Origin of the sequence: Methanocalculus chunghsingensis (assembly GCF_018132105.1) — an archaeon.
Lineage (GTDB): Archaea > Halobacteriota > Methanomicrobia > Methanomicrobiales > Methanocorpusculaceae > Methanocalculus > Methanocalculus chunghsingensis.
The window spans coordinates 49,037-71,964 of record NZ_JWHL01000011.1 but is presented as its reverse complement, the minus strand read 5'-3'; the positions used below and the strand labels follow the sequence as shown (position 1 = coordinate 71,964).

25 protein-coding genes and 1 pseudogene are annotated in these 22,928 nt (G+C 52.9%); 23 read left to right on the top strand and 3 right to left on the bottom strand.

Features of this window, described 5'->3' with window-relative positions:
* Nucleotides 1-228, top strand: a pseudogene (locus tag RJ53_RS07790) (formylmethanofuran dehydrogenase subunit A); the annotation flags it as partial.
* 12 nt (nt 229-240) lie between these two features.
* Entirely contained in the window at nt 241-1,041 is an 801-nt protein-coding gene (locus tag RJ53_RS07785) for a formylmethanofuran dehydrogenase subunit C (RefSeq protein WP_211531061.1), read from the top strand.
* 750 nt (nt 1,042-1,791) lie between these two features.
* Here the strand turns inward: RJ53_RS07785 and RJ53_RS07780 are convergent.
* Together RJ53_RS07780 and fdhF are read right to left on the bottom strand one after the other, a co-directional pair.
* On the bottom strand, nt 1,792-3,036 hold the full coding sequence (locus RJ53_RS07780) for a Coenzyme F420 hydrogenase/dehydrogenase, beta subunit C-terminal domain (RefSeq protein WP_211531060.1): 1,245 nt from the start codon (nt 3,034-3,036) through the stop codon (nt 1,792-1,794).
* Between the two features lie 5 nt (nt 3,037-3,041).
* Nucleotides 3,042-5,114 (bottom strand): formate dehydrogenase subunit alpha, encoded by a 2,073-nt coding sequence (fdhF, locus tag RJ53_RS07775; RefSeq protein WP_211531059.1) that lies wholly within the window; start codon nt 5,112-5,114, stop codon nt 3,042-3,044.
* 162 nt (nt 5,115-5,276) lie between these two features.
* Between fdhF and mobB the strand changes: the two genes are divergently transcribed.
* The 15 genes from mobB to mtrH all read left to right on the top strand — a co-directional run bounded on the left by mobB (nt 5,277) and on the right by mtrH (nt 18,023).
* Nucleotides 5,277-6,005, top strand: coding sequence for a molybdopterin-guanine dinucleotide biosynthesis protein B (gene mobB, locus RJ53_RS07770; RefSeq protein ID WP_211531058.1), 729 nt, complete (start codon nt 5,277-5,279; stop codon nt 6,003-6,005).
* Between the two features lie 6 nt (nt 6,006-6,011).
* Nucleotides 6,012-6,908, top strand: a complete 897-nt coding sequence (locus tag RJ53_RS07765; protein WP_211531057.1) for a 4Fe-4S dicluster domain-containing protein — start codon at nt 6,012-6,014, stop codon at nt 6,906-6,908.
* 336 nt (nt 6,909-7,244) lie between these two features.
* Entirely contained in the window at nt 7,245-8,552 is a 1,308-nt protein-coding gene (mcrB, locus tag RJ53_RS07760; protein WP_211531056.1) for a coenzyme-B sulfoethylthiotransferase subunit beta, read from the top strand.
* A 22-nt stretch (nt 8,553-8,574) separates the two neighbouring features.
* A complete protein-coding gene (gene mcrD / locus RJ53_RS07755) occupies nt 8,575-9,045 on the top strand; it encodes a methyl-coenzyme M reductase operon protein D (protein WP_211531055.1) in 471 nt (156 codons plus the stop codon).
* Between the two features lies 1 nt (nt 9,046).
* Entirely contained in the window at nt 9,047-9,682 is a 636-nt protein-coding gene (mcrC, locus tag RJ53_RS07750; RefSeq protein ID WP_211531054.1) for a methyl-coenzyme M reductase I operon protein C, read from the top strand.
* A gap of 7 nt (nt 9,683-9,689) precedes the next feature.
* Nucleotides 9,690-10,451, top strand: coding sequence for a coenzyme-B sulfoethylthiotransferase subunit gamma (mcrG, locus tag RJ53_RS07745; RefSeq protein WP_211531053.1), 762 nt, complete (start codon nt 9,690-9,692; stop codon nt 10,449-10,451).
* Nucleotides 10,452-10,457: 6 nt separating this feature from the next.
* Nucleotides 10,458-12,164: a coenzyme-B sulfoethylthiotransferase subunit alpha gene (mcrA, locus tag RJ53_RS07740; protein WP_211531052.1), complete on the top strand. Its 1,707-nt coding sequence runs from the start codon at nt 10,458-10,460 to the stop codon at nt 12,162-12,164.
* Between the two features lie 230 nt (nt 12,165-12,394).
* The gene (gene mtrE, locus RJ53_RS07735) at nt 12,395-13,294 is read left to right on the top strand and encodes a tetrahydromethanopterin S-methyltransferase subunit E (protein WP_211531051.1); all 900 of its coding nucleotides are present in this window, start codon (nt 12,395-12,397) and stop codon (nt 13,292-13,294) included.
* The gene (gene mtrD / locus RJ53_RS07730) at nt 13,295-14,152 is read left to right on the top strand and encodes a tetrahydromethanopterin S-methyltransferase subunit D (RefSeq protein ID WP_211531050.1); all 858 of its coding nucleotides are present in this window, start codon (nt 13,295-13,297) and stop codon (nt 14,150-14,152) included.
* A gap of 10 nt (nt 14,153-14,162) precedes the next feature.
* The gene (gene mtrC, locus RJ53_RS07725) at nt 14,163-15,008 is read left to right on the top strand and encodes a tetrahydromethanopterin S-methyltransferase subunit MtrC (protein WP_211531049.1); all 846 of its coding nucleotides are present in this window, start codon (nt 14,163-14,165) and stop codon (nt 15,006-15,008) included.
* A 16-nt stretch (nt 15,009-15,024) separates the two neighbouring features.
* Nucleotides 15,025-15,312, top strand: coding sequence for a tetrahydromethanopterin S-methyltransferase subunit MtrB (mtrB, locus tag RJ53_RS07720; RefSeq protein WP_211531048.1), 288 nt, complete (start codon nt 15,025-15,027; stop codon nt 15,310-15,312).
* A 6-nt stretch (nt 15,313-15,318) separates the two neighbouring features.
* Complete coding sequence (mtrA, locus tag RJ53_RS07715) at nt 15,319-16,044, top strand: tetrahydromethanopterin S-methyltransferase subunit A (protein WP_211531047.1); 726 nt, start codon at nt 15,319-15,321, stop codon at nt 16,042-16,044.
* A gap of 5 nt (nt 16,045-16,049) precedes the next feature.
* Entirely contained in the window at nt 16,050-16,235 is a 186-nt protein-coding gene (locus RJ53_RS07710) for a tetrahydromethanopterin S-methyltransferase subunit F (protein WP_211531046.1), read from the top strand.
* A 10-nt stretch (nt 16,236-16,245) separates the two neighbouring features.
* The gene (mtrA, locus tag RJ53_RS07705) at nt 16,246-16,983 is read left to right on the top strand and encodes a tetrahydromethanopterin S-methyltransferase subunit A (protein WP_211531045.1); all 738 of its coding nucleotides are present in this window, start codon (nt 16,246-16,248) and stop codon (nt 16,981-16,983) included.
* 17 nt (nt 16,984-17,000) lie between these two features.
* Nucleotides 17,001-18,023, top strand: coding sequence for a tetrahydromethanopterin S-methyltransferase subunit H (mtrH, locus tag RJ53_RS07700; protein ID WP_211531044.1), 1,023 nt, complete (start codon nt 17,001-17,003; stop codon nt 18,021-18,023).
* A gap of 63 nt (nt 18,024-18,086) precedes the next feature.
* Here mtrH and RJ53_RS07695 read toward each other — a convergent pair whose 3' ends face one another.
* A complete protein-coding gene (locus RJ53_RS07695; RefSeq protein ID WP_211531043.1) occupies nt 18,087-19,388 on the bottom strand; it encodes a methyl-coenzyme M reductase glutamine C-methyltransferase in 1,302 nt (433 codons plus the stop codon).
* A gap of 115 nt (nt 19,389-19,503) precedes the next feature.
* Here RJ53_RS07695 and RJ53_RS07690 point away from each other — a divergent pair, with 115 nt between their 5' ends.
* The 6 genes from RJ53_RS07690 to RJ53_RS07665 all read left to right on the top strand — a co-directional run bounded on the left by RJ53_RS07690 (nt 19,504) and on the right by RJ53_RS07665 (nt 22,880).
* Nucleotides 19,504-19,692: a DUF5320 domain-containing protein gene (locus RJ53_RS07690; protein ID WP_211531042.1), complete on the top strand. Its 189-nt coding sequence runs from the start codon at nt 19,504-19,506 to the stop codon at nt 19,690-19,692.
* A gap of 177 nt (nt 19,693-19,869) precedes the next feature.
* Nucleotides 19,870-20,100: a DUF5320 domain-containing protein gene (locus tag RJ53_RS07685; RefSeq protein WP_211531041.1), complete on the top strand. Its 231-nt coding sequence runs from the start codon at nt 19,870-19,872 to the stop codon at nt 20,098-20,100.
* Entirely contained in the window at nt 20,097-20,798 is a 702-nt protein-coding gene (locus RJ53_RS11695; RefSeq protein WP_343221856.1) for a NifB/NifX family molybdenum-iron cluster-binding protein, read from the top strand. The genes RJ53_RS07685 and RJ53_RS11695 overlap by 4 nt, the downstream gene beginning before the upstream one ends.
* 12 nt (nt 20,799-20,810) lie before the next feature.
* Nucleotides 20,811-21,662: a nucleotide-binding protein gene (locus tag RJ53_RS07675; protein WP_211531040.1), complete on the top strand. Its 852-nt coding sequence runs from the start codon at nt 20,811-20,813 to the stop codon at nt 21,660-21,662.
* Complete coding sequence (locus tag RJ53_RS07670) at nt 21,659-22,519, top strand: ATP-binding protein (protein WP_211531039.1); 861 nt, start codon at nt 21,659-21,661, stop codon at nt 22,517-22,519. Before RJ53_RS07675 ends, RJ53_RS07670 begins: the two co-directional genes overlap by 4 nt.
* Nucleotides 22,520-22,523: 4 nt before the next feature.
* The gene (locus RJ53_RS07665) at nt 22,524-22,880 is read left to right on the top strand and encodes a DUF134 domain-containing protein (RefSeq protein ID WP_211531038.1); all 357 of its coding nucleotides are present in this window, start codon (nt 22,524-22,526) and stop codon (nt 22,878-22,880) included.
* Nucleotides 22,881-22,928: the final 48 nt, after the last annotated feature.

Here is a 22,928-nt window from a genome sequence, read left to right as displayed (position 1 = left end):
TACCTCTTCAAGCAGGGTGAGTTAATCATCAACGAAGGCGAGATCGTCAGCAACGGCAACAAGAGAACCCTCTGGGTGGATGTAAAGACGAACGAGAACCCACAGGTTCAGCGTGATATCGCCCTGAAGTTCAACAAGTTCTACACGATCAACCAGAACAACTACGAGGTGGCCTCACACCACTATGTGCCAAACCCCTACGTCATCGAGATTGATGCAACTGTCTGAGGTGAGTGAAAAATGGAAACCGTAACACTAACCATCAAAGAGCAGCCACCACTGTACCTTGAGGCAGAGGTCTTCAATCCCGACTCCCTTGCTTCAAAGACCGCTGTGGAGATCGCAGCCCTTCCCCTTCCAATGGGGAAGACCACCCCGGTCGTCGGTGACTACTTCACCGTCTCCGGCAAGGGAGGAGCCACCGCGGCAGAGACGAAGGTCGTTGTCAATGGGGACCTCAAAAAAGTAAAGTACATCGGCGCCCACATGAGCGCTGGCGAAGTGGTCATCAATGGTGATACCGATATGTATGTCGGGGCATGGATGACTGGTGGCAAGATCACCGCAAAAGGCAATATCGGAGACTTTGCAGCAACTGCCATGAAGGGCGGGGAACTGATCGTTGAAGGTAATGCAGGCAACTACCTCGCCGCCGCGTACCGCGGAGACTGGAGAGGAATGCAGGGCGGGAGGATCCATGTGAAGGGCAATGTCGGATCAGATGCCGGTACCTTCATGATGGGTGGCGAGATCGTCATCGACGGCGATGTCGATGTCCATGTCATGACCCATGCTGATGGTGGCAAGACCGTCATCAAAGGCAATGCAAAGAGCCGTCTCGGCGGGCAGATGGTCCGGGGAGAGATCTACCTCTTCGGCTCCGTTGATGTCATGATGCCGGGATTCAACCATGTCGGCGATGTCGAGCTTGAGGTTGAGGGAGTAACGGCCAAGTTCGCGGAGTACATTGGTGACACCGGCGAACGCCACCCCAAATCCAAGGGCCAGCTCATCTACGGCAAACTCTACCAGAAGAAGTGATTCACTTCTTCTCATCTTCTTTTTTCGAGATCTCTTTTTATTGACACATCTATTCTCCAGATTCCCCCTCCTGATCGGGATGGGTTTTGTACCTGAACCAGGCGTTTCCAGGCTTTGGCAGAATATCAGAAAGAGAGGTAATCTCTCCATATTTGATGAATGATGCACCCTGAGAGCATCTGGGATCCAGCCGTGCTCTTCAATGAGGTTAAATTAGTTCCCTGATATCCGGCTTTCCCGACCAGCAGGTCATCGACTTCATTGAGTTATTGGTTATCTGATGATCCAATGCGGAAGCAGGGATAAGGAAAGGTGACTGAAACATCCTCATCAGGGAGACAGCAACAGATTCCGGTACATTGTTCAAACCAGTTTCCACGAACCTCCGTTACTGCTTCAAAATCAGGAGCATAAATCCATATACAGTTTATATTACCATTGAGCAAGAGATCAATGCAGAATGGAACCATCAGGATCCTCCTGAGAGAAAAACGGGATAAAACCAATTATGAATGAGAACGACGATTTGAGCCTCTCAAAAGCCGATCTGCTCAAAAAAAGAGAGACAATTCAGGATAGTCTGTCAGAGGTGAGAATATCGACAAGTCGTTTAGAAGATGATGGCTGACGAGATGATGGGGATTGATACCCCGGAGCAAGCCGGGAGATGAATCTGAGGTGATTAGCATCAAAGGATATAAAAAGACGCTGCCAGGGATGAGAGTTTTAAAAAAAGAAAAAGTGATTGATTTATTCCTTAAATACGTTGTCAAAGATCTGGTCTGAGCCGGTGTCATCGAGACGCTTCCGCTCAACCTTCTCTTCTGCATATGCAAGGATTGGAGGTTCCATGTTGATACCCGGCGTGAAGCCGAACATCTTCTCGAGTTCAACCTGCTGGGCGTGCATGAAGAGTGCATTTGGAATATCCATTGCACAGAGTTCTTCGCACTGACCACAGTTGATACAGGAGTCAGAGATGTGAGCAAAGCGGATCATGTGGAACATGAAGCTTGGCGGAACCTGACCTGGTTTGACGAGGTGGGGTTTCTTGGTACTGCACTCGACACAGTAGCAGATCGGACAGTTCTCGATGCATGCGTAGCACTTGATACACCGGGAGGTCTCCTTCATGATCTTCTCAAGCCGTGCGCGACCCTCACCGAGTGCTTCAAAGTCATGCTTGCGCCACTTGTCACCAAGTTTCAGCATCGCGTTTTCGACCTTTGCGCGGATTGCAATACCTTTTTCATCTGCAGCAGACGTCTCAAGCACACCAGCTTTTGCTGCGCCATTGACGAGGTTTGCACCCTTCTCGGAGCAGACCTCAACAAAGGTTGCCTTGCCTGCCTTGTCGCCGATGACACCCCAGTTTCCGCAGGCGAGATCTGCCTGGCGTGGGACTTTCATCTTGCACCGGCGGCAGTTGGCCCTCCGGCCATAGCCTTCTTCCTCAAGCTCATCGATGGAGATGCCCTTGTGGTTGCCATCCTTTGTGATGACGATGAACTGACCCTTGTCGATCTCTTCTTTCACGACATCGGCGGGATCAAGTTCAAACTTCTCCCTGATCATCTTTGTTGCGGCAACCGGGCTGACGGTTCCACCACAGTTGAGACCGATCATGACGATGTTGTCGAGGTTGATCTGGTTCCTCTTGGCAAGCTCGTAGAACGCCATCGCATCGCATCCCTTCACCGGGACGGCGAGCTTCATCTTTGATGCACCGTTGAGGTACTTCTTGATCATCTTTGGGATGAGGAGCGTTCCGCAGTGGAGCGAGCCAGCGGATTTGACAATCTCTGCGGGGTCGGTGATGACCTCAAGGGTTGCATCATAGACATCGGCTCCCTTCTTCACTGCAAGGACACCATCAACCATTTTGCTCTCAAGAGCATATTTCAGGAGTGTTGAGACAGCGCCTCCACACTCACCCTTCTCTGCGAGGTCGGACTCTTTTGACCATGCATATATCATATCGCCTTTTGCAACCATCGTAATCAGGCCTCCTGGATCTTCTCAACGGTGACAGCACAGGCCTTGAACTCCGGAATCTTCGAGACCGGATCGAGGGCGTCGTTTGTCAGGATGTTGGCTGCACATTCGACAAAGTGGAATGGCATGAACATCACGCCTTTCATGATATCCTTTGTGACACGGGCAGGCACATTGATCTGGCCACGCCGGGTCTTTGCGATGATCATCTCATTGTCAGCGATACCGAGTTCTTTGGCATCATCAACATTGATCTCGATCCAGCCGGTTGGAACTTCGCTGTCAAGCGACTCGGAGCGCCGGGTCATACCACCGGTGTGCCAGTGGAATAAGCTGCGGCCGGTCGTCAGGATGAACGGATACTCGGCATCAGGAACTTCTGCCGGATATTTGAACGGGATCGCCGTCATCAGACCCTTGCTGTCGGGCATTGCGGGGGCAAATGCCGTGGTGTGCAGGATCGGGGTGCCGGGGTGGTCGGCTGCCGGGCAGGGCCACTGAAGCGCTTCGGGCTTGTTGATACGCTCATAGGACATGCCACCATAGGACGGGGTCAGGCTGGTGATCTCCTTGAAGATATCCTCAGAAGACTGCCAGGCGAACTGCTCTGCATAGCCCATCTTTGCGGCAACCTCGGCGATGATCTGCCAGTCGACTTTTGCCTGGCCGGGAGGGTCCTGTGCCTTTCTGAAACGCTGGACACGACGCTCGGTCGAGGTCTGGCATCCATCCTTCTCTGCATAGCAGGTGGCGGGGAGGACGACATCGGCCATCTCGGCGGTCTCGGTCAGGAAGATATCCTGGACGACGAGGAACTCGAGTTGTTCCATTGCGTGTTTGACGTGGGTGAGGTTCGCATCAGAGAGCATCGGGTTCTCGCCCATGATGTACATGCCCTTTAATTCTCCGGGATTGTCAGCGAGCGTCTTCATCATGATGGTGACTTCATACCCGTTCTGCGGTGCACAGATACCATCAGGGAAGCCCCAGGCATCGGCGAACTTCTTGTGGGCGGCTTCATCGATGACCTTCTGGTAGCCGGTGAAGACGACAGGGAGACAGCCCATGTCACAGGCACCCTGAACATTGTTCTGGCCACGGAGCGGGTTGACACCAGTGCCTGGCCTGCCGATGTTGCCGGTGAGCATGGCGAGGTTGGCGGTCGATTTGACGTTGTCAACACCGGTGGTGTGCTGCGTGATACCCATTGAGAAGAGGAGCGAGGAGGCGCCGCTTGTGGCATACCATTCGGCGGCCTGCTTCAGCTGGGCGGCGGGGATTCCCGAGATCTTCTCGACGTTCTCAAGCGAGTATTCGGGCTTCATGACTTCGCCCTTCAGGGTCTCATACTCGACACAGCGCTTCTCGATGAACTCTTTGTCTTCCCAGCCGTTCTTGATGATCTCCTGCATCATTGCGTTGAAGATGGCGACATCGGTGCCGCTTCTAAACTGCATGTACAGGTCGGCCTGCTTGCCGGTGGCGGTGAGACGGGGGTCGGCATAGATCAGTTTGGCGCCGTTCTTCCGGGCTCGGGCGACACTCCGGCCGATGAGCGGGTGCTGCTCAAAGGTGTTGCTCCCGATGATGAAGATACACTTCGATTCGGCGATGTCGGCGATCGAGTTGGTCATTGCACCGGAGCCGAACGTCGTTGCAAGCCCGGCAACGGAGGAGGAGTGGCAGAGACGGGCACAGTGGTCGATGTGTGTCGTCTTCAGGGCACCACGGGCGAACTTCATGATCGCATAGTTCTCCTCGTTGCTGACACGGGCAGAGGCAAGCACTGCAAGCTCGCTTGGCTTGTAGGACTTCAGCTTCTGGGCGATAAGGTCATATGCCTCGTCCCAGCTTGCTTCGACGAACTTCCCGTCCTTCTTGATGAGCGGGGTGGTCAGCCGGTCTTCACTGTTAATGAACTCGTGAGCATAGACGCCCTTTGGACAGAGCTTTCCCTCATTGACGGGGGAGCGCTGGTATGGGGCGACGCCCACGACCTTGCCGTCGTTGACGACCAGGTTCATGCTGCAGCCTGTCCCGCAGTACGGGCAGGTGGTTTGTACATATTTCATTGCCATGGTTAAACCTCGGACACTGTTAGGTTGATTATCCTGAGTATATATACATAGCCATTTTTCCCGAAAATGTGATGAATAACAGTGGAAAGTCCCGCCTTGGACCCGCTGCCAGAGGGAGCAACTATCAGGATATGCCACCAGATACATTCAGTACGTGATCTGATGATTATTATTCACATCTTCGGCACATCAAATACCGGCAAGACCATGCTGACCAGGCAGCTCTGCGAGCGCCTCGCTGCCACTGGGCATGTCGAGACGATCAAGCATCTCGGCCACCACCTATTTACGCTCGAAGAAGGGAGGGATACGACCGTCCACTATCAGGCAGGGGCGTCTGGCAGTTGCGGTATTGATAGCGAAAAGAGTGTCACCATCCAGAGGGAAGGGGGGCTCATCGCCGCGATTGACGCCGCTGCGGACCGGGGAGCAGATTTCTGCATCATCGAGGGGTATAAAAACACCCCGATACCGGGAGTGGCACTCGGTGATCACAGAGGGGCGCCGGAGATCCTGAGAGATCCTACCGTCGATGAGATACTGAATAATCTTGATCTCTTTCCATGCTGGACAACACCAAAAGCCATCCTTGATTCATTATACAAAAAAGCCGGAACAGGGGTTGCGGGAGGTGTACTGATACTTCATAAAGCCACAGAGATGGCCCTGAAACGATCTGTGGCTGCGGCAGAAATCTCCCCTGATATCATTGCAATCCGCGGAGAGATGCTCATCCAGGGATGCAGTGTAGGAGATCCGGACCGGAGAGGATGCCTTGCTGTCATCGGAACGTCTCCTGGTGCCGTGGCTTCTGCCCTCAGCAGGGGTGCGGAGGCATGGGTGGAGAAGGAACAGAAGGAAGAAGAATTTAACTCACAAGAGGAAGAGTGATAGATCATGGAGATTCAGAGAGATACCGGGATGCACACCCGCGGAGGTGTCATCACCGAGCGGGATAATGACTTCTGCACCGTCAGGATCAGATTACCGGCCGGCATCATCACCCCGGAACAGCTCATTGGAATAGCGAAGATAACCGAAGAGTTTGGAACAGGGACAGCCCATCTGACGGTTCGCCAGACGATGGAGATCCCACATGTGAAGATCGCTGATCTTGAGGCACTTGGAAGGGCACTTGAGGCGAATAATACCCCGGTCGGATCCGAACGGGAGGAGATCGTCAACATCACCGCATGCCCGGGGACTGACCGGTGCAGACTTGCCAATATCGACTCGATAAACCTTGCCCAGAGGATTGACAAGGATTTCTTCGGTAAACATATGCCAATCCGTGTTCGTATAGCCGTCTCATCATGCCCAAACAGCTGTGTATCAGAGAAGCTCTGTGAGATAGGCGTGACCGGTGTCACCCGCCCGATCCGTAATCCCGGACTCTGTACAGGGTGCGGTACCTGCGTCAACTTCTGCAAGGAAGGAGCCCTCTTCGTTCGGGGAGGGGAGATTGTGCTTGACAAGGAGAAGTGCATCGATTGTGGAAACTGCATTCATATATGCCCCTTCGCGATAATCAGGGGCGGTCCCGATGCCTATCAGATTACCGTCGGGGGCAAACGCGGCCGCCACCCAGCACAGGGTCGGACGCTCATCACCGTTGCCGGGGAGGATGAGTGCATGGTCGTGATCGAAAAGGTGATCACCTGGATCTACAGGAAGGCATGGGACGGGCGCTTACTCGGAGATCAGCTTGATGAATTAGGATTTGACAGGCTAAAAACCGATATTTACAAGGAATTTCCGCCAGAGAGCATCATATCAGGCCCTGAAATTCCATAAATAAGGAAAGCGCAGAGGATCGTGATATTAATACGACTCAAAAATATGCAAATCGTAATACCAAGAAGAATATTAAGTAACACATTCTTTTTGAGAAAAACGGAAATACGTCTCTATATTTGAAGATTACCCAATAAATCGCTATTATTTAAAAGACTCAAATAAAAGAAACCAGAAGGTTAAAAGACAACACTTATATTCTGCCATAAGGAATTATTTGATTGTCCCAGAGGGGACGTGCCAATCACAATCAGCACCCATTTCAGTGACTTCTTTCAGTATTCAGTACTCAATGACCGGAATGAATCGAATCAAACGGTATTTGGAGGAAAATTTATGGCAAAATATTCAGACACAATTGACCTGTATGATGATGCAGGCAAACTGCTGAAGAGCAATGTCGCCCTTGACAAAGTCAGCCCCCTGACAAACCCGGCGATCCTGAAGCTCATCAACCTGACGAAGAGGACAGTGGCTGTCAACCTCGGCGGAATCGAGGCAGCACTCAAGACAGGAAAGATCGGCAAGCATCAGCAGATTCTTGGACGTGAGCTTGACCTTGACATCGCTGGAAACTCGGACGCTATTGCAGCAAAGATCCAGGAGATGGTTCAGGTCGCCGATGGTGATGACACCGTCATCAACAAGTACGGAGGCGGCAAGCTCCTCCTCGTTCAGGCACCAACTGCACGACTGAACGCAGCATCCACCTATGATGCCGCAATCACCTCGGTCGCAGCCGCAGCCACCTATGCCATCATGGACCAGTTCGATGTTGGCATGTTTGACGCAAACACCGTCAAGGCAGCCGTCTGGGGTACCTACCCGCAGACAATGGACATGGCAGGCGCAGGTGTCGCATCCATTCTGTCGATCCCACAGAACAACGAAGGTCTCGGCTATGCGCTTCGGAACATCCCGGCTAACCACGCCGTCATGATGACCGGAAGAAACGCAATGCAGGGTGCAGCACTCTCATCCACCTTCGAGCAGGCAGGAGAGTTCGAGATGGGCGCCGCAATCGGCCCATTCGAGCGGGCACAGATGCTCCTCTACGCCTACCAGGGACTGAATGCAAACAACCTTGTCTATGACCTCGTAAAGCAGAACGGCCAGAACGGAACCGTCGGTACCGTCGTCCAGTCGCTGGTTGAGCGTGCAATCGAAGACAAGATTATCGCACCAGGAAAGAAGGGCGGATACTTCCAGTTCTACGACACGAAGGACCCAATGCTCTGGAACGCATATGCAGCAGCAGGTACCCTTGCAGCAACCATGGTTAACTGTGGTGCAGGCCGGTTTGCACAGGCTGTCTCATCGACACTCCTGTACTTCAACGACCTGCTTGAGCACGAGACCGGTCTCCCAGGCTGTGACTTTGGCCGTGTGATGGGTGTTGCAGTCGGTTTCTCCTTCTTCAGCCACTCGATCTACGGTGGTGGAGGCCCCGGTATCTTCAACGGAAACCACGTCGTTACAAGGCACGCCGCAGGTGTCGGTATCCCCTGTATCGTCGCAGCATGCGCTCTGGATGCAGGAACCCAGATGTTCTCCCCAGAGTCGACCTCGAAGATCTACGGAGACACCTTCGGCCAGATCGAAGAGTTCGCAAAGCCGATCAACGCGATCGCAAAGGCTGTATAATCCAGTCCGAGACTAGATTACAATGGCAGAAACCAGCTATCCACAAATCCGAATCGTCCCTGCACGTTTCCTCACCCCTGATACCGCAGAGGATCTCTTAAATGAGATCCTCGCAAAAACCGGCATCCGGCGGATCGTCTTAAACGGTCCCCGGGTCCCGGAGATCGTTCCATACGGACCTGCACGAGGGACACCTAATGTGGTTGCCCAGCGCAGGGAGATCGAGGTACAGGGTGAGACGATCAAACTCCAGGTACAGGTAGGAACAATCCTCATTGAGCTTGAGGATGCATCACCGATACCGGAGATCAGGAAGGCATGCGAGACGGTTCTTACCAACTTCCCATTCACTCTCCAGGAGGGCAGATTCATGCGCTCCAGCATGACCATGACCGATTATGCAAAGTATGGCGTCGTTGAGGACGAACGGATACTCGGCATGGTAGACCCAAAGAGCAAGACGCGACCGGTAATCCTGCAGGGAAACAGATAACATGCCAATCGGACGTGTGACACAGATCGTCGACTGCCGCCAGTCAATGGGAATGGGCAAAGGGGGATCCCTCGCACAACGCGGGACCATCTCCGAATGCCGGTATCCCGATGTCATCGTGGTAGCGATGTCTCCCGGACGGAGGCATGTGACAAAGCCGATCTGCGATATCACGTCAGCACTCAGGCAGCAGGGGGTCGAATACAGCGTAAGTACCCTGGTGTTGAACGCGGGCAGCGGCATTCCCGCAGATGCAGGAAACGCTGGCGGAGCGGCCATTGGTGCGAATTTCGGGCTGACCATGCGTGAGATCCAACAGATCGAACGGCACAGGGTCGCCGTCCTCCACCATGGCAATGTCCGGTCGCATGTCGTTGCAAAGGTCAGAAGCATCCTGGAAGCATGCGACATCAAAGCCGTCGTCGTCTCACAGGCGCCGATCGACTATGAAGATCTCGCACGGGAAGGTGTGAAGACCGCCTATGTTATGCCACCTGAAGATGCGATACGGACCAAAGGAACCGTTGTTGCAATCGTATCAGGCGTCACACGGGGGCAGACACCAACACGGGAGAAGCTGGCGGATGTCATCCGCGAAGTACTACGAACAATGAAGGAACAACCTTCAAAGAGGTGAATTATTCATGGCATACAAACCACAGTATGGACCGGGAACCTCAAAGGTCGCCGAAAACAGGCGCAACCAGATGAACCCGGAAGTTAAACTTGAAAAGATTCGCGATGTAACAGACGAGGACGTCGTTCTCATCATGGGACACCGTGCACCAGGTCAGGCATACCCGACCGCACACCCGCCACTCGCTGAGCAGGGAGAGCCGGACTGCCCGATCAGAAAGATCGTCGCCCCAACCGAGGGTGCAAAGGCAGGAGACCGCGTCCGGTATATCCAGTTCGCAGACTCGATGCTCAACGCACCATCCCAGCCATACCAGAGGACCTACGTCGAGATGTACCGCTTCCGTGGTATCGACCCAGGTACACTCTCAGGCCGTCAGATCGTCGAATGCCGTGAGCGTGACCTTGAGCAGATCGCAAAGGACCTGATCAACACAAACCTCTTCGACCCGGCACGTGTCGGTATTCGTGGTGCAACAGTTCACGGTCACTCACTCCGTCTCGCAGAAGACGGCATGATGTTTGACATGCTCCAGCGCTGTGTCCTTGAGGCAGACGGTGCTGTAAAGTACGTCAAAGACCAGATCGGTGTCCCACTCGACAAAAAGGTTGCAGTCGGCAAGCCAATGGATGAGAAGTGGCTCGGCGAAAACACGACCATCTTCCATGTCCTCGGTGGCAACCCCTACCGCAATGACGCAGAATATATCGAATACATCCAGCGTATCCACAGCCTGAGAACCAAGTACGGATACATGCCAAAGGAGTGATAAAAGATGGCAAAGATTGAGAGAGCACAGAAACTCTTCCTGAAGGCACTGAAGGAGAAGTTCCCGGGACAGGATGTAGAATCACAGAAAGCCAAGTTCTATGCATTTGACGGTGTGAACCAGTCGCCAAGGAAGAAGGAATTCAAGGCGGCAAACGAGAAGATCGTCAAAGAGCGTGGCATTGACATGTATGATCCAGAGCGGTGCCACCTTGGTGGTGTCCCAATGGGTCAGCGCCAGCTGATGACCTACGAGGTCTCAGGAACCGGCACCTTCGTCGAGGGTGACGACCTCCACTTCGTCAACAATGCCGCAATGCAGCAGTTCTGGGACGACATCCGGAGAACCGTTATCGTCAACATGGACCTTGCCCACCAGACACTCCAGAAGCGTCTCGGCAAGGAAGTTACTCCTGAGACGATCAACGAATACCTCCACGTCGTCAACCACGCAATGCCCGGCGCAGCCGTCGTTCAGGAGCACATGGTCGAGACCCACCCTGCGCTCACCGACGACTGTTACGTCAAGGTCTTCACCGGAGACTCCGAGCTTGCAGACGATATCGAGCCACAGTTCCTTATCAACGTCGAGAAGCTCTTCCCCAAGAAGCAGGCCGAATCACTGATGAACGCAGTCGGCAAGTCCATGTGGCAGTGTGTTCACATTCCGACATCCGTCTCCCGCACCTGCGACGGTGGAACGACCTCCCGGTGGTCCGCCATGCAGATCGGTATGTCCTTCATCGGTGCATACCGGATGTGCGCAGGTGAAGCAGCAGTCGCTGACCTCTCCTACGCCGCAAAGCACGCTGGTGTCATCCAGATGTCTTCCCACCTGCCAGCCCGCCGTGCCCGTGGTCCAAACGAGCCAGGTGGTATCCTCTTCGGCAACTTCGCTGACATGATCCAGGCAGACCGGAAGTATCCAAATGACCCCGCAAAGGCAGCTCTTGAGGTTGTCGGTGCAGGAACGATGCTCTTTGACCAGATCTGGCTCGGCTCCTACATGTCCGGTGGTGTCGGATTCACCCAGTATGCAACCGCTGCATACACCGACAACATCCTTGATGAGTTCACCTACTACGGTATGGACTACATCAAAGACAAGTACAAGGTCGACTGGCAGAACCCGAACCCCGCAGACAAGGTCAAGCCAACCCAGGAAGTCGTCAACGACATCGCAACCGAGGTCAACCTCAACGGTATGGAGCAGTACGAACAGTACCCGACCATGATGGAAGACCACTTCGGTGGTTCCCAGCGTGCCGGTGTCCTTGCAGCAGCCTGTGGTCTCTCCACCTCTATCGCAACAGGTCACTCCAACGCCGGTCTGAACGGATGGTACCTCTCCATGCTCATGCACAAAGAGGGATGGTCACGTCTCGGATTCTTCGGCTACGACCTGCAGGACCAGTGTGGTTCAGCAAACTCACTCTCCGTCCGGCCTGACGAGGGCTGTATCGGCGAATTCCGTGGACCAAACTATCCAAACTATGCAATGAACGTCGGTCACCAGGGAGAATACGCAGCTATCGTCGGTAGTTCCCACTACGGACGTGGTGACGCATGGTCGCTCTCCCCACTCATCAAGATCTGCTTCGCAGACCCTGCCCTCAAGTTCGACTTCTCCGAACCAAGGAAGGAGTTTGCACGCGGTGCAATCCGCGAGTTCATGCCAGCCGGCGAGCGCTCGCTCATCATCCCCGCAAAGTGATCACACAAAACCAACCTTTTTTTATCTAATGAAACGTGTGCTGAATTACAGGTCAGAATTGTACAGGAATTCTTCAAAGAGAAGAATTGAACCGCCTGATTTTAGCGTTAATTCGAAACCTTTAATTCAATTACAATCCAGTCTTTTATGTCCACACGTAGTACTCCGATTCTGGAGAGGTAACGCTGATCGAATACTCTTATACTCATTAGATCAAGGGAGAATCTCACATGGAGAACATCGTATTAGGTATTGGAGTGGCTGCCCTCGCGGGAGCACTTGCAACGGTTGCAGGTGCAGCTGAAGATACCGAGTCTGATATCGGATCACAGGGTGATCCCAACTCTCAGGTTCAGCTGGCTCCGCAGATGGGATACAATCACCGTATCTTTAACAAGGCCATCGCAGGTGAGCCCCCGGCATGGGCTCTCTGGATTGCACTTGGTGCAGGTGTCGCATGGGCATTTATGGCAATGAACGTCAATCCGGTTCTTGCTATTATTATTGGAAGTGTTCTCGCATCCTTCGTTCAGGGTGTCTATGCAACCACCGCCTATCTCGGCAGGACAGCAAGTCTTGCCAAATTTGGCCAGCCAGTCTATGTTGATATACTGAAATCAGTGACACCGGTCACTGTCGCACACGCATTCGTCGCAATCTTTACGACCGTGACGATATGCTACCTTATGAACGCAGTCCTCGGTCATCCGTTCCCGCTGCCAATCCTCGGTATCATCTGGGGTATCGCACTCGGAGCAGCCGGTTCTGCTGTCGGAAACCCATTCTATGGGAAAGAACGCCAGTACCAGAACCAGAAATTCGGAGCAGGCGTCCCGATCTCGGCATCCGGAAACATCATCCGGTATGCAGAAGCCGGTGAAAGAAGCTCACTCGACAACGGATGGTTCACCTCAAAGTTTGGCGGACCCGCATCAGGTATCTGTTTTGGGCTGATCGTCTTCTTCGAACTCTGGAGACACCTCACATTCGAGCAGTTCTTCGGAGGCTGGGGATCAATCATGATGGGAGCAATTATTGTCCTTATCATCACGATCATGGCCCGCTACATCGAGGTCTGGGCTCGCAAGACGTACGGTCCGTACACTGCACCCGAAGAGGAGGCAATATAAATGTCAGCGATCGCAAGTAAGCCAGCAGGCGGAGCAGAGATGCCCGTCATGGGAGCTGCAATCGCAGTCGTATTGCTGCTCGCAGTTCTTGGTATCGGATTTGGCCTGACAATTGCAGGTATCTTCCCGATGGCCGCCTTCTATTCCCTCATCGGAATTATCATCGGCGGAATGCTTGTCACCTTCAGTGTGCACCTCGTTCCTGTCGGCGGAGCGCCGGCGGCAATGGGTCAGGCACCAGGTATTGCAACCGGTGTCACAATGCTTGCAGCAGGTGCAGGTCTTGCCGGCCTCTTTAAAGGAGCATGGGCGGCACAGTTCAGCTACCCGGTTGCTCTTGGAACCGGTGCAATCGGCGGCGCACTTCTGATGGCCATCACCTGTATGCTTGTGAACGTCACGTACGTCTTTGCAATGGGAATTCCCGCAGCATCAGGAAAGGTCAACAAAGACCCACTGACCGGCGACACACAACCGGAATATAAAAGCCAGGGTACTGAGGGGCACGGTCTTCCGTTCATCTCATACGTTGGAGGTGTCCTCGGAGGTCTTATCGGAGGTTTCGGCGGAACACTCATCTACCTCTCACTCTATGACGCCTACCTGACCGGTATTCCAGCACTCATGGGAACAGATGTTGAGAGTGTCATGCCGCTGATCGTATCCATTGCAGGTATCTTTGCAATCGGTATGTTCCTTGTAAACGCAGTGCTGACCGCATACAATATCACCGGAACCATCGAAGGTCCCCACGACCCCAAGTTCAAGCGGTTCCCACGTGCAATTGTTGCAAGTGCTGTCGCATCAGCTCTCTCCGGTCTGCTCGCCCTGTTGATCATCGTACCGGTGCCATTCTGAGGTGGAGAAGATGACAGTAAAAGTAGAAGCATCTCATGACGCAATCCCTCACAACACCCTCCTGGCAGTTGGAATTGTCGGATCAATTATCTGTATCTATCTGACATATCTCAACACCATCACCGGACTTGAGTTATTCTCATTCTTCGGAGGGCTTGGGGCGGTTATCGCTCTTATCTGGGGAACAAGCACCATCAAAAGACTCTGCAGCTATGGTATCGGAACAGGTGTTCCATCCGCTGGTATGGTCGCATTTGGTGCAGGTATCATCGCCATGCTCCTTGGAACCAAATTCGGCATTGCATCCCCGATCGCTGCTCTTATCATTGCAGCAGTCGCCGGAGCGGCCTTTGGGTTCCTTGCAGATAATGTATTGAATATGAAGATCCCGGTTCTGATGCAGTCTCTTGCAGAGCTCTCAATCATCGGTGCACTCACCATCCTCGGCTTTACCGCGATGGCGACCGGTGACTTTACCTTCAGTGCACTCTCTGCCGGAACGATCTCAATCTTCGGATTTGCAATGAGCTCGGCAAACGCATCCTACCTCGGAGGAGGTATTATCGCTGTCGCATTCATGCTTGGTGCAATCGCAATCCAGCACCCGTTCAATGCAGCGCTTGGCCCGTCGAACACACAGGATCGGACACTCATGCTCGCCGCAGAGTGTGGATTCCTCTCCATGATCATTATGGCAGTCATCTCCTTTGCATTCATTGCTGTAGGAGCGGCACTCGTCGGCCTGCTGATAGCGATCATCGGATGGGGCTACACCTACACACAGTTCATCGAGCTCTCAAAGCGCGATGCAGCAGCATGGCTTGACGCCAAGCCGATTCTGGAGACTGAGGCCTGAGGGAGAGGTGATAAATATGGGATATGTTCTTGTATTACCCGAATTCGGCCTCGTCGCCGACCCGGTCATTGGATTTGTGACCACCGCCGGAGAGTCCTACCAGCCGATCATCGATAAGGTTGCTGAACTTGAGAATGTAGCAGAGGATCTTGTCGGCATGCTCTCTGGAGAGGGTCAGCTGCTCAACAGTTTCCCTGGAAGAGAGAAGTCACTGATGTATGCCGGAGGTGTCACAGCCTTCTGGTATGGACTGGCTGTAGGTCTGCTCATTGCAGCATTCATGGCGTTCCAGTATATGGGGTGAAGAAAGATGGCAGATAAGAAATCACCGGCAAGCGGATGGCCGATTGCTCAGGGAGACTTCCATTCAGGCGACGCAAACAGCTGTGTCGCTGTTGTTACAATGGGATCGCACCTTGATGAGGCCGGCATCTGCGCAAGCGGAGCTGCACTCTGCGGATCCTGCAAGACCGAGAACCTCGGGCTTGAGAAGATCATCGCAAACATCATCTCAAACCCGAATATCAGGTTCGTCCTCCTCTGTGGAACCGAAGTGAAAGGGCACTTAAGCGGCCAGTCACTTGAAGCACTCCACAAGAGCGGTGTCTCCGGAGGAAAGATCGTCGGAGCAGAGGGAGCAATTCCTTTCATCGAGAACCTCGATGATGCCGCGATCAAGAGGTTCCAGGAGCAGGTCGAGCTTGCAAACATCATGGAGACCGAAGACCTCGGTCAGATCAAAGCCAAGATCAACGAGCTCACCGGACGGGATCCCGGCGCATTCGCCGGCGACCCAATGGTCATCGAGGTCAAAGAGGCAGGCGGAGGCGGAGCAGAGGAAGCCACAGGCGAGGTTAAGCCCCTCTCTGGAGAACTTGCACTCATCCACGCCCGCATGAAGATCATCGAGAGAATGGTAACCAACATCGGTATGCAGAACCGGTTCGCCGCAGGCGTCTACTCGGGGAAGGTTGAAGGACTGATGATCGGTCTGATCGTTATATTTACCATTCTTGGATTCCTTCTGATGGGGTGAGATAGATGGCAGGTTCAAGCATCCGAATGAACGCAATTGACAAAATGGTTGAGAACATCCGATACAAAGCGCAGATCATCGCCCGGACGAACAAGCTTGAATCCGGGATTATGTCTGCGGGCATTCCCGGCTTCATCATCGGGCTTATGCTCGCCCTGGTCGTTGTGATGGTACCGGTTCTGGTTCTCTGAGGTGAAGAAGATGGCAGAGAAGAAATCACCGGCAAGCGGATGGCCAATCGCTCAGGGAGACTTCCATTCAGGCGATGCAAACAGCTGTGTCGCTGTTGTTACAATGGGATCTCACCTCGACGAGGCTGGCATCTGCGCAAGCGGGGCTGCATTATGCGGATCCTGCAAGACCGAGAACCTCGGGCTTGAGAAGATCATCGCAAACATCATCTCAAACCCGAATATCAGGTTCGTCCTCCTCTGTGGAACCGAAGTGAAAGGGCACTTAAGCGGCCAGTCACTTGAAGCACTCCACAAGAGCGGTGTCTCCGGAGGAAAGATCGTCGGAGCAGAGGGAGCAATTCCTTTTATCGAGAATCTCGATGATGCCGCGATCAAGAGGTTCCAGGAGCAGGTCGAGCTTGCAAATATCATGGAGACCGAAGACCTCGGTCAGATCAAAGCCAAGATCAGCGAGCTCACCGGACGGGATCCCGGCGCATTCGCAGCCGATCCAATGGTCATCGAGGTCAAAGAAGCAGGCGGCGGAGGCCATGAAACAACAATTGCCGGCGCCAACCCGCAGTTCCTCGAACTCGAGGAACGACTCGACAAGATCGAGAAGAAGATAGAATTTGCAGACGCTGAGATTGCCCAGAGGGTGGGCAGGAAGATCGGACGTGACATCGGCATCCTCTATGGCCTCGTAGCAGGGGTTATTGTATTTATCATGTTGCTGATGATCCTTCCGAAAATTAGTATGCTCTAACGTGAGGTGTTCCAACTATGTTCAGGTTTGAGAAAGAACAGACCGTTCTCGACTTCAACGGAATTAAAATTGGTGGACAGCCCGGTGAATACCCAAGGGTACTCGGTGCATCCATCTTTTATAATAAGCACGAGACCGTGCTCGATGATCACACTGGTAAGATCGACAAGCCAAAGGCAGAAGCGCTCTGGAACCGGTGTATGGAGCTGTACGATATCACAGGAAACCCGTACTTCATCCAGATCATCGCCGAATTTGGCGAGGCATTCGAAAGCTATTTCAGCTGGTTCGACAGTATCGACAACAAGACCCCGTTCCTGATGGACTCGTCAGCACCGGCAGCACTTGCACATGCATGTGAATATGTGACCGAAGTCGGCCTTGCTGACCGTGCCATCTACAACTCGATCAATGGATCGATTCCACAGGAGAACATCGACGTACTTGCTGCATCCGATGTCAACTCCGCGATCGTCCTCGCCTTCAACCCAGGCGACCCATCAGTCGTCGGCCGTGAGAAGGTTCTTGTTGAGGGTGGCGTTGCAGGACAGGCAAAGGGCATGCTCCAGATCGCAGAAGAGGCAGGTATCACCCGCCCGATCCTTGATACTGCAGCAACCCCGCTCGGTCTTGGATCCGGCGGATCATTCCGTGAGATCCTTGCCTGCAAGGCGATCCATGGTCTCCCAACCGGTGGTGCATACCACAACATGACCGTCTCATGGACCTGGCTGAAACGCTGGAGGAAGAGCGTTCTCGCAGAACATTACAAAGGAAATGATGTCCTCCTTGAACAGATGGGACACCACCACTTTGGCGGATTCGAGGGTATCAAACAGGCAGCATGGTCCAGCCCTGACATCGGATGCAACATCCTTGCAATGGCGCTTGGTGCCGACCTGATTATGTTTGGTCCAATCGAGAACTGCGAAGGGATGGCAACCACAGCCGCATTCACCGACATCGTCCTCGCAGAGGCATGCCGTGAACTGGGCGGAGAAGTGCAGGATCCAAACCATCCTCTGCATAAACTCATCTAAAACCTTTTTTTTAATTCCATGCGTTTGTCTCAAAGCATGGAAAAAATGGTATACATAGTATTGCTAAGAATAGCGAAGGAGTACTTCGGTGCTCCTCAGGATATCCGATCCCTGTTTCCTGACCTCTTCAAGATACAGATTAAAGGTCCGATCGTCAGTCATGGTGAACCGTGGTTTATGGAGATCGGCATGGAGCATAAGATCAAATGCCCGTGCCTCTGCTTCAGAGAGACCAAGAGCCTGATATTCACCCGTATGAGGAACATACACAGGATTCTCTTCCTGAGGTATGGAGAGGACAAGATCTGCAAGTGGAGTGCCGGGAATCGGCTCTGCGACACTCACAAAGACATCATCAAGGGCAAGTTCCTCGATGAGATCCTTCGTCATCTGATAATCATCCGCGGTTTCTCCAGGATATCCAACAATAAAACTGCCTGCCACCTTCAACCCATGCATACGGCATCGTTTCACCGCCTCCCGCACCTGATCAACCGTTGCGCCTTTGCGCATCTTCTTCAGTATACCCTCACTCCCGGATTCTATTCCAAAGAAGACCCAGCCGATGGTATAATCCCGTATTGCATCCAGCACCTCGTCAGTGATACAGTCTACCCGTATATCAGGAGATGAGAGGTTTTTTGGTCCCATAACCCCTGCTATACCCTGGAGAAGCTGAATAAATGCAGGAACATTCATTCTGCCATACTGTGATGCAAAGAGCGATCCCGTTCCACCCGATATCGAGATACGATGTACACCTGCATCCTTAAATGCCCGAACCTCGGTGAGGATATCCTCAATACTCCTGCTGCGGACCTCCTGTCCAAAATATCTGGGCACCTGGCAGAACCCACACCCCCCAACACAGCCACGGTGCGTCTCGATATAGACATTTGCACCTCTGATATTCTGATCCCCAATATCAGGCGGTATGAGAGGAAGAGGGCGCGTCATGGGAGATGGAGGAGATGAGCCGGTAACGATCATCTCTCCCTCCTTCATATACGCAATTCCCGGAATATCCGGAGAGGGACCCTCCAAAACCAACCGGGAGATGGTAATTTCACCCTCACCGACGACAACAGCATCGGGAGACAGTTCACCAAGCACCATGGACGGGTCTGCTGATACCGGGCCTCCGACATAACATCTGCCGCCCCGTTCCTTCTGGAACCGGATCGCCTTTTTTATGCGAGTATCAAGAAGATGCTGGGTCGAATAGAGTGACAAAATCAGGATATCGGCATCTGTATCCTCGATTACACGCGATATGGAGGTATCATACCCCTCTTGCTCAAGTACTCCGCCGATCACCATAGCGCCATAGGTGACGATATCCGGAGAGATGACCTTGATCCTCATAGTATGGGATTGGTTGATTGGACAAAGACATAAACAATCGGGTTGTGCGTACGATCCAAACCTTTTTAGTATTTTGCGCATATGAGTACTTATTACCTGAACAGAGGTGATTGATATGCCAGGATTAGATGGAAGAGGCCCCCTTGGAATGGGACCGATGACCGGGCGGAGAATGGGGCGCTGCGTCTCCCCATCTTCAAATGCACAGAGTGAACAGATCGTCTATGGCCTTGGAAGAGGCGGAATCCCTCGCGGACGTGGTAGAGGATTAGGAAGAGGATGGGTGCAACGGCGCCTCCTGTAAACTGACCATACCAGGCAATGACAACCAGTTCGAGTTGTCATGCCTCCTCCTTTCCCCTCTTCATTCGAACACGTTTCAAAGGATAGCAAGATGAATATAAATACTTCTGGAACATTAACAAGATTTAAGTATTTATACACATATGAGTACTTATTACCAGAAGAACAGGTGATACAAATGCCAGGATTAAATGGAAGAGGTCCCCTTGGAATGGGACCCATGACCGGACGGAGAATGGGACGCTGCGTCTCCCCGTCTTCAGATGCACAGAGTGCAGCACAGAGTGAACAGATCATCTATGGCCTTGGAAGAGGCGGCCTGCCATGCGGATGTGGCAGAGGATTTGGCGGAGGAAGAATGCGGGGTCGGTTCGTTCAGATCAATACCCAAAATGAGGTGCAAGAGTGAAGATCGCAATAGCAATGGATGGTACACGGGTTTCAGCCCACTTTGGGCATTGTGAAAAGTATGCCATATTCAATGCCAACGATGGTACGATCAGCAGGGGTGAGGATCTTGACAGCCCTGGCCATGAACCAGGGAAACTTCCACGCTTCCTTGCTGAACAGAATGTAGAGCTGATTATTGCCGGAGGAATGGGTCCCCGCGCCATAGATCTCTTCTGCCAGAATGGGATCGAGGTCATACTCGGTGCCTCAGGGGACGTTGATGCCGTAGCAGAGGCATATATCCGTGGGGATCTCACTACGGGTGAGAGTACCTGCCATCACGGGCCTGAAGATGAATGCAGCCATGATGAGAAGGAGGGAACGGTCCTCTGCATCACAGCGCAGGCACCGGGTATCGATGCACCCTTTGAAGAGCGGTTCGGACGTGCTCCATACTTCATCTTCCTTGATCTGAAGACAGCGGATGTTGAATCGGTAGCGAATCCTTTTGCTGATGCATCAGGTGGTGTTGGTCCACGAGCAGTTTCCCTGGTTGTGGAAAAAGGAGCGCAATATCTTATCACCGGACAGATGGGGGGGAATGCAGCAGAGGCACTGGCGGCAAGCGGTGTGAAGGCATACTCCTACCGGGGTGGCGGTACCGTCACCGATGCAGTTAAGGCGTACCTTGCAGGAAACCTGCCTTCATTATCCTGATAACCGGGTCTTATGAAGATAGTGATTGCAAGCGGAAAAGGTGGAACAGGCAAGAGTACCGTCGTTGCAAACCTCGCGTATGCACTCATGGAGACGAGGGATGTTGTCCTGGTGGATTGCGATGTGGAGGAACCAAATCTTCATCTCTTTTATCCGGCCCCCTCACACGACCTTCCCGTCACCGTTGCTGTTCCCGACATTGATCTCACACGATGCACGTTCTGTGGAGAATGTGGAGCATTCTGCCGGTATGGTGCACTAACCATCCTGAAGGATCGCCATCTCTTCCTTCCGGAGCTCTGCCATTCATGCGGCGGCTGCAGACTGGTCTGTCCGATTGGTGCTATCCATGATCTGAGACGAAAGATAGGGATAATACAATGCAGAGCACCAGCTCCGACGCTTACCCTGATCACCGGAGTCCTGCAGGAAGGGGAGGTTATGGCCCCGCCAGTTATAAAAATGGCAAAACGTTTTGCAGAAGGCCATCCTCTCATCCTGTATGATGCCTCACCAGGAATTGCATGTCCCGTCATTGAGACTCTTGATGGAGCCGACTTCTGCCTCTTTGTAACCGAATCAACGCCATTTGGACTGCATGATCTTACGCTGGCAGTGAGTGTTGCTGAGGAACTCGGCATTCCTGCCGGTGTTGTGATCAACCGAAGTGATGGAGAAGACGAAGAGATCACCAGCTTCTGTGCGGATCATTCCATCCCGATACTGATGACAATCCCATTTGACCGTCAGATTGCGGCTGTCCAGAATGCTGGCAATCTTATAGCAAGAGATCTCCCTGAGTGGAAACAGCACTTTGCCGAACTCTTCCAGAAGATTGTATCATACATGGAGGAGAAACAATGATTCGGATCGCGGTTATCAGCGGTAAGGGGGGAACCGGCAAGACGATGGTTACCTCTGCCCTTGCAGATACGAATACCAGCCGACAGGTACTTGCAGACTGTGATGTGGATGCGGCAAACCTTGAGCTGATGCTATCACCGACACAACTCACAAAAGAGCCGTTTCATGGCCTTGATGTCGCACGAATAGATCCGGAAATCTGTGTTTCGTGCGGTATATGCAGCAACAATTGTGCATTTGATGCAATCAGTATCAAGGAGGGACTTTTCTCCGTCTCCCCCATCCATTGTGAGGGATGCGGCCTCTGTGCACATCTCTGCCCTGAGGGTGCTGTTGTGATGGAGCGTCGAATCTGCGGAGAGATCTATACCTCAACAACAGAGTGTGGACCTCTTGTGCATGCCCGTCTCTTTCCCGGTTCGGGTACATCAGGTCTCCTTGTCCATGAAGTGAAGAAACGTGCGCTGACGATAGATCCATCAGCAGAGATACTCCTTGTCGACGGACCACCCGGAACTGGCTGCCCACTCATCTCCACGATCAGCGGGATGCATGCGGTACTCATAGTGACAGAACCAAGTGTCTCTGCACTCCATGACCTGAAACGCGTGGTGACCGTCTGTCGCAGATTTGATCCTCGTATCCTCATCATGATCAACCGGTTTGATCTGCTTGAGGAGATCACAAATGAGATAGAAGTCTATGCTGCAGAAGAAGGGATCCCAATCGTTGGCAGGATTCCATTTGATCCAGCCGTTGTTCAGGCAGTAAGAAAAGGCATTCCCGTCACTCAAATGGATAGTCCTGCATCAAAAGCCTTATCTACAGCCTGGGAAAGGATCAGAACAGAACTGTGATGTAATGAACGAAGACGAGAGAGGGTACTGCCGGAAACGGAGGGGGAGGCCACGTGTATGCCGCACGTTCAGCGACAGCAATGTCTACAGGTGTTATGCACCTGTATGCAATCCGGAGAGTGAAGGAGGGGATCCGATAACCATTCTTCCAGAAGAGATTGAGGTATTGCGACTTGTTGATCTCCTTGATCATAACCAGGAAGAGGCAGCCGGGATCATAGGAGTGTCAAGAAAGACCCTCTGGCGAGACCTTCATGAGGCCAGACGAAAGGTGGCCGAGGCGCTTGTCTATGGCAGGACGATCCGTATATCCGGGTGTTTACGAAGAGATGATGACGACTGCCCCCGGAATAACCTCTGATCATTTGATCGACCCCCGGGGTTCATCCATCTCCACTTTTTCGATGAA

Coding starts and splice junctions, on each gene's coding strand:
- RJ53_RS07785 (WP_211531061.1), top strand. CDS start 241: ATGGAAACCGTAACACTAACCATCAAAGAGCAGCCACCACTGTACCTT.
- RJ53_RS07780 (WP_211531060.1), bottom strand. CDS start 3,036: ATGGTTGCAAAAGGCGATATGATATATGCATGGTCAAAAGAGTCCGAC.
- fdhF (WP_211531059.1), bottom strand. CDS start 5,114: ATGGCAATGAAATATGTACAAACCACCTGCCCGTACTGCGGGACAGGC.
- mobB (WP_211531058.1), top strand. CDS start 5,277: ATGATTATTATTCACATCTTCGGCACATCAAATACCGGCAAGACCATG.
- RJ53_RS07765 (WP_211531057.1), top strand. CDS start 6,012: ATGGAGATTCAGAGAGATACCGGGATGCACACCCGCGGAGGTGTCATC.
- mcrB (WP_211531056.1), top strand. CDS start 7,245: ATGGCAAAATATTCAGACACAATTGACCTGTATGATGATGCAGGCAAA.
- mcrD (WP_211531055.1), top strand. CDS start 8,575: ATGGCAGAAACCAGCTATCCACAAATCCGAATCGTCCCTGCACGTTTC.
- mcrC (WP_211531054.1), top strand. CDS start 9,047: ATGCCAATCGGACGTGTGACACAGATCGTCGACTGCCGCCAGTCAATG.
- mcrG (WP_211531053.1), top strand. CDS start 9,690: ATGGCATACAAACCACAGTATGGACCGGGAACCTCAAAGGTCGCCGAA.
- mcrA (WP_211531052.1), top strand. CDS start 10,458: ATGGCAAAGATTGAGAGAGCACAGAAACTCTTCCTGAAGGCACTGAAG.
- mtrE (WP_211531051.1), top strand. CDS start 12,395: ATGGAGAACATCGTATTAGGTATTGGAGTGGCTGCCCTCGCGGGAGCA.
- mtrD (WP_211531050.1), top strand. CDS start 13,295: ATGTCAGCGATCGCAAGTAAGCCAGCAGGCGGAGCAGAGATGCCCGTC.
- mtrC (WP_211531049.1), top strand. CDS start 14,163: ATGACAGTAAAAGTAGAAGCATCTCATGACGCAATCCCTCACAACACC.
- mtrB (WP_211531048.1), top strand. CDS start 15,025: ATGGGATATGTTCTTGTATTACCCGAATTCGGCCTCGTCGCCGACCCG.
- mtrA (WP_211531047.1), top strand. CDS start 15,319: ATGGCAGATAAGAAATCACCGGCAAGCGGATGGCCGATTGCTCAGGGA.
- RJ53_RS07710 (WP_211531046.1), top strand. CDS start 16,050: ATGGCAGGTTCAAGCATCCGAATGAACGCAATTGACAAAATGGTTGAG.
- mtrA (WP_211531045.1), top strand. CDS start 16,246: ATGGCAGAGAAGAAATCACCGGCAAGCGGATGGCCAATCGCTCAGGGA.
- mtrH (WP_211531044.1), top strand. CDS start 17,001: ATGTTCAGGTTTGAGAAAGAACAGACCGTTCTCGACTTCAACGGAATT.
- RJ53_RS07695 (WP_211531043.1), bottom strand. CDS start 19,388: ATGAGGATCAAGGTCATCTCTCCGGATATCGTCACCTATGGCGCTATG.
- RJ53_RS07690 (WP_211531042.1), top strand. CDS start 19,504: ATGCCAGGATTAGATGGAAGAGGCCCCCTTGGAATGGGACCGATGACC.
- RJ53_RS07685 (WP_211531041.1), top strand. CDS start 19,870: ATGCCAGGATTAAATGGAAGAGGTCCCCTTGGAATGGGACCCATGACC.
- RJ53_RS07675 (WP_211531040.1), top strand. CDS start 20,811: ATGAAGATAGTGATTGCAAGCGGAAAAGGTGGAACAGGCAAGAGTACC.
- RJ53_RS07670 (WP_211531039.1), top strand. CDS start 21,659: ATGATTCGGATCGCGGTTATCAGCGGTAAGGGGGGAACCGGCAAGACG.
- RJ53_RS07665 (WP_211531038.1), top strand. CDS start 22,524: ATGAACGAAGACGAGAGAGGGTACTGCCGGAAACGGAGGGGGAGGCCA.